Raw genomic sequence first — 5,151 nt, 5'->3', positions numbered from 1 at the left:
ATCATTACGAATGCAAAAATTTATACTGTTAACCAGAAATTCGATGTAGCAGAATCGATGGCGGTTACCAACGGAAAAATTCTTGCGGTTGGGAAAAGCAAGGATATTCTGAAAAAATATAAATCCCAAAACATTCAGAATCTCGACGGTAAAGCGGTTTTTCCGGGATTTATCGATGCACACTGCCATTTTACGGGGTACGCAACCGATAAGTGGAAATGTGAACTGTGGGGCACAAAATCCTGGGACGAAATTATTTCGCGGCTTACAGTATATTCTAAAAATGCTCCCATGGAATGGCTTTACGGTAGAAGTTGGGATCAAAACGACTGGCCGGTAAAGGAATTTCCGACGAAGGAAAAACTTGATCAGCTGTTTCCGGACCGTCCGGTATATTTAAAAAGAATCGACGGACACGCCGCGGTTGCGAATCAGAAAGCCCTGGATATAGCAGGAATCAATATAAATTCAAAAATTAATGGTGGCGAAATCGAAGTGAAGAACGGTAAACTCACCGGAATTCTAATTGATAATGCCATGCTGTTGGTAGAAAAACACATTCCTGAAATCAGCAGCGAAATGGCGATCAACTACTTTGCAGATCTTCAAAAAGAGTGTTTTTCTTACGGACTCACTTCACTTCACGACTGTGGGATTTCAACGCATACGTTTTCGCTTCTGGAAGAAATGCAGAAGCAGGACAAACTTCAGATGAAGATTTTTGCCTTGCTTGAGGACAATCCTTCAAGTTACGACGAATGGATTAAAAAGGGCAGATTCACCAATGGTAACATCACTTTTGGTGGTTATAAAGTTTATTCAGACGGCGCTTTGGGAAGTCGTGGCGCGTGTTTGCTGCACGATTATTCAGATAAAAAAGATTGGAAAGGTTTTCTTTTAAGTGATCAGAAACATTTTGAGAATTTGACGAAAAAACTCAAAAACAGCGATCTTCAAATGTGTACGCATGCGATCGGCGATTCCACCAACCGTACCATTCTGAAAATTTATGGTGATGTTTTAGGCATAAAAAATGACAGAAGATGGCGGATTGAGCACGCACAGATTGTGGAAAAAACCGATTTCGATCTGTTCGGTAAATATTCAATAATTCCATCGGTTCAGCCTACCCATGCGACTTCGGATATGTACTGGGCAGAAGAAAGAATAGGAAAAGACCGGCTGAAATATGCTTATGCGTATGAAGATCTGCTTCAACAAAACGGCTGGCTTCCTCTGGGAACCGATTTTCCGGTGGAAGAAATTAATCCGATAAAAACTTTTTACGCCGCGGTGGCAAGAAAAGACGCGAAGAATTTCCCGGCAAACGGTTTCCAGAAAGAAAACGCGCTGACAAGAGAACAGGCGCTGCGCGGAATGACGATCTGGGCTGCAAAAGCTGCTTTTCAGGAAAAAGAAATAGGAAGTCTTGAAGTAGGAAAATCTGCGGATTTCGTGGTGCTCAATCAGGATTTAATGGCTGTTGAAGAAGGAAAAATTCTTGATACAAAAGTGAATGCAACGTACTCCAACGGAAAAAAAGTTCATTAACCGTTGAAGAAAATCGCCTACATCGAGCTCGATACGCACGCTGAAATTGCAAGGAATTTTATGGATCTCATGAAGGATTCCAGTGAATTTTCTGTGGATTATTATTTCAGTAAAAAGATTTCAAAGCAAATCGGGCAAACGGCTGACAATATATTTGTGGCGGAGAGTTCTGATATTTTCAATATTCTGAAAGAAAAGAATTATGATTTGGTGATTATCGGGACTGTTCACCGGTATTTCAATATGTTTTTAAAAATTTCAAATAAGTTCAATACCTCTGTAATCGTTCATAATCTTAATTTCACAAAGATTTCCAGGTTTCAACTTCTTAAAAATATCTTTAAAAAAGATTTTAAATACCGTTTAAAACTTCTGTTGAAAGAAGATTTGCTTTCTGCTCCAAAAGTTTTCGAAAAAGCAAGCAAACTTTTGGTTTTAGATGAAAGTTTAATTAAGAAAAATCCGGATTTAAGCCTCAAATTCCTGCCGGTTTTTTATTTGCTTAAGTACGAAAAATCACGAAAATCAATTATTACGATCGTGATTCCTGGCGCGGTTTCTCAGCAAAGACGGGATTACCTGCATGTTTTAAACTCCTTAAAAAATTTTCAGCGAAAAAGTCATTATCAGTTTGTCTTTCTGGGAAAAGCTTTGGGGCAGGAGCTATCGTGGTTAAAAGATTTTGAGAAACACAAACCTCATAATATTTCAGTTAAATATTTTACCGAGAAAGTTCCGCAATTGGTTTTCGACGAATGGATGCAGAAAGCCGATCTTTTGTGGTGTCCGCTTAAGAAAGAAACTGAATTTTTCAGCCAAAAGGAATCATACGGAATCACCAAAATGAGCGGAAATGTTGGTGATGCCATTAAGTACGGAAAACTTGCGATATTTCCGGAGAATTATCCGAATTCACAGCCCTTCATCATTCCCGAAAATGAAAATATCGAAGAACAGATTTACACCTATCAAAAGTGGATGGATTATGATTTTCGGGAACATTTCGCGAAGGGCACCGTGTTAATATCTTTAGAAAAAATGCTGGCCAAACTTCTTTAAAACTTAAAAAGACTTTTCAGAAAATTTCGGTTGATGTATTCTTCCAGCGGGAAGATTTTCAGGAAATAATTGCCGACGAAAAACATGAGTAATACGATTCCGGGTTTATAAAACAGATTTACAAAACTGCTTTTAAATTCCGGAAGAATTACCGCTACTGTAATCCCTAAAGTCCCGATGATCAGAGCATAAATCATTTCAATCGTCAGTGGGAAAACTCCAAATTTAATGTAGTTGAAAACGATCTTCGCAATATTGAAAAGGGTAAGTGAAATTGCGGTCGCAATCGCCACGCCGAACAGTTCAAGGTTGGTATTATTGAGGAAATAAAGATTGAGTGTTACCGTGGTTACCGCTAAAAACAGCATCACTACAATATTGAAACGGTAATACTTCGAAAGTGAAATAATATGTCCGTTGAACCCGGTTGCCAGATCGAAAAGCATGGCAAATCCCAGCACCCAGATCACAGGTTCCGACTGCCGTAAAAGTTCGCCGTTTTTAATGAAATGAGTGAGATACGGGAAACCAACCAAAACGCAGGAAAGCAGTACAAACCCTAAAAAAAACAGCACAAGGGAAGATTTTTTATGCAGCCTGTCGAGTTCATCAAACTCATTTCCGGCGAGATGTTTGTTGATAATCGGCGCCGAAATGCTGTACAATCCCATGGCCGGAACCGTAATGAGCGAAATGATAGAGTACAGTGTGTTGTAAACACCGTTCGGCTCGAAACCAAGAAATTCACCGATCATCACACTATCTATTCTTACAGCGACGAAGTTCCCGATATTTCCAAGGAAACCGTAGAAACTGTAATTCAGCACTTCTTTCCATAGATTGTCTTTTTTAATATAATCTGTGGAAAAATCAGGCTTTAATTTTTCGAGGCGGTTTGTGTAATATACATAGCCGAAAAGCCCTAAAACAAACATGAAGATAAAAAACAGGTACGCTGCTTTTTCGGGAAATCCCAGGAAAAAGAAAATACAGAAGGCACCGAGATTGGCAAGTTTTGGCAGAAGGTTTTCAAAAACATTCGGAATGGCAATCCTCTTAAAGTTTGATAAATATTTATTAAAAACGGCACTGAATGCCAGCACGAGAATCAGCGGCAAAATCAGGCGCTTCATTTGCCACATTTCAGTTTCCTGAAGTTTTGGAAAAATTAGGTTTACCGCAAAATAACCGAGGAGGAAGATGATGAAATTCAGCAGAATCCCCACTAAAGACAACGACAAAAAATTCTGGTGTTTACCGTCTTCGCGGCTTTGGGTGTAGAATTTTACATTTGAAAAAGATAGTCCGAAAACCACAACCGGAAGAAGCATTTCTGCTGTAGGAAGCACGTAACGGAGTTTTCCGTAAAATTCCATATCGTGCGGAAATACGAAAATTGCCGAAAACGTTCCGAGTAAAAAACCCAGATACCCAATAATCGAATATTTAAAACCCTGTCTTGCTACAACACTCATCCGTGGGTGTTTTTTAGAGGTTTCGGAATAAATATGAGGTTGTTGATATACGTCTCTTTGCTGCCTACACTGTTTCCGGAAAGTCCGGCAACAATATTTTCAGTAAGTTTTTCGAGTTCGAATGTGGTGCGGTTCAGGAAAAAAGCCCCGTAACCCCAATGCTCAATTTCACTGATCAATTTTTGAAGCGGTTCCGCATGATGGCGCTGTTCCATTTCTACCATTAAAGTTGGTCGGTAATCCTCAATCACTTTTTTTGCGCCGCGCAGGGTGTTCATTTCGTTTCCTTCCACATCAATTTTAATGAAATCGATTTTTTTAAGATTTTCAAGGCCTGCCCAATCGTCCAGTTTTATTACTTTCACCTGCTGAAGAAAATGTTTCGATTCTTCATTTTCGCGGTAATCGAGTTTCAGTGTTCCCCGTGAAGTGTAGGTTTTTCCCTTGATGACCGGAATTTTAAACTCTGCAGTTTCATTTCGGTCGGAAAGCGCCAGTGGATAAACATGAACCTGTGGGAAAATTCTTTTAAGACGCATGTAAAGTTTTTTGTTCGGTTCGAAGGCGTAAATATTCTGTGGCGAAAGTTTGTGCTCAAGCTGATAAATGAAACTTCCTACGTTAGCACCAATGTCGATCATTACCGCATTTTTTGGTAAAAAATCTTTAATCCAGATCAGTTCCGGTTCGATATTGCGTGCGGAATAATTTACTTTAGAAATATTTTTTAAGTGTTTAAAATATCTTTCCTTGTAAAAAGCCGGCGCAAAAAACTGTAATTTTTCAGTAATTCGGTGGTATAAAGACATACGTTTTTTCGATTGCAGCAAACAAAGATAGTAAATTATGTTAAATAAATGTTAAAACAAAGTTTGAAGATGAAATTATTTCCTCTAAAAACAGCTTTTCATTACCTTTAGCCTTCGAACAGTTTTTTTATGAAAAAGATATTTCTCCTCGCCGGATTTGCGCTTCTTACATCGTGTGCAACAGTGCAAAACGCCAATAAACAGCCGTTCTCCTGGGAGGGCGCCAATATGTATTTTCTGTTGACCGACCGCTTCAA

General features: G+C 39.0%; 4 protein-coding genes. 2 read left to right on the top strand and 2 right to left on the bottom strand.

The genetic code is table 11. From position 1 onward, the window contains the following. Together V5N63_RS11055 and V5N63_RS11050 are read left to right on the top strand one after the other, a co-directional pair. Positions 1–1,551: amidohydrolase (locus V5N63_RS11055; protein ID WP_332033992.1), on the top strand; the 1,551-nt coding region annotated here is incomplete at its 5' end. A gap of 3 nt (positions 1,552–1,554) precedes the next feature. Then, complete coding sequence (locus tag V5N63_RS11050) at positions 1,555–2,610, top strand: hypothetical protein (RefSeq protein WP_332033991.1); 1,056 nt, start codon at positions 1,555–1,557, stop codon at positions 2,608–2,610. Here the strand turns inward: V5N63_RS11050 and V5N63_RS11045 are convergent. Continuing rightward, positions 2,607–4,085, bottom strand: coding sequence for a lipopolysaccharide biosynthesis protein (locus V5N63_RS11045; RefSeq protein WP_332033990.1), 1,479 nt, complete (start codon positions 4,083–4,085; stop codon positions 2,607–2,609). The genes V5N63_RS11050 and V5N63_RS11045 overlap by 4 nt on opposite strands. Beyond that, positions 4,082–4,894, bottom strand: coding sequence for an FkbM family methyltransferase (locus V5N63_RS11040; protein WP_332033989.1), 813 nt, complete (start codon positions 4,892–4,894; stop codon positions 4,082–4,084). The genes V5N63_RS11045 and V5N63_RS11040 overlap by 4 nt, the downstream gene beginning before the upstream one ends. Positions 4,895–5,151: the final 257 nt, after the last annotated feature.

Source organism: Kaistella sp. (assembly GCF_032060305.1).
In the GTDB taxonomy this organism is placed as follows: domain Bacteria; phylum Bacteroidota; class Bacteroidia; order Flavobacteriales; family Weeksellaceae; genus Kaistella; species Kaistella yananensis.
The sequence above is the reverse complement of the archived record's forward strand: the minus strand, read 5'-3'. Positions and strand labels throughout refer to the sequence as shown.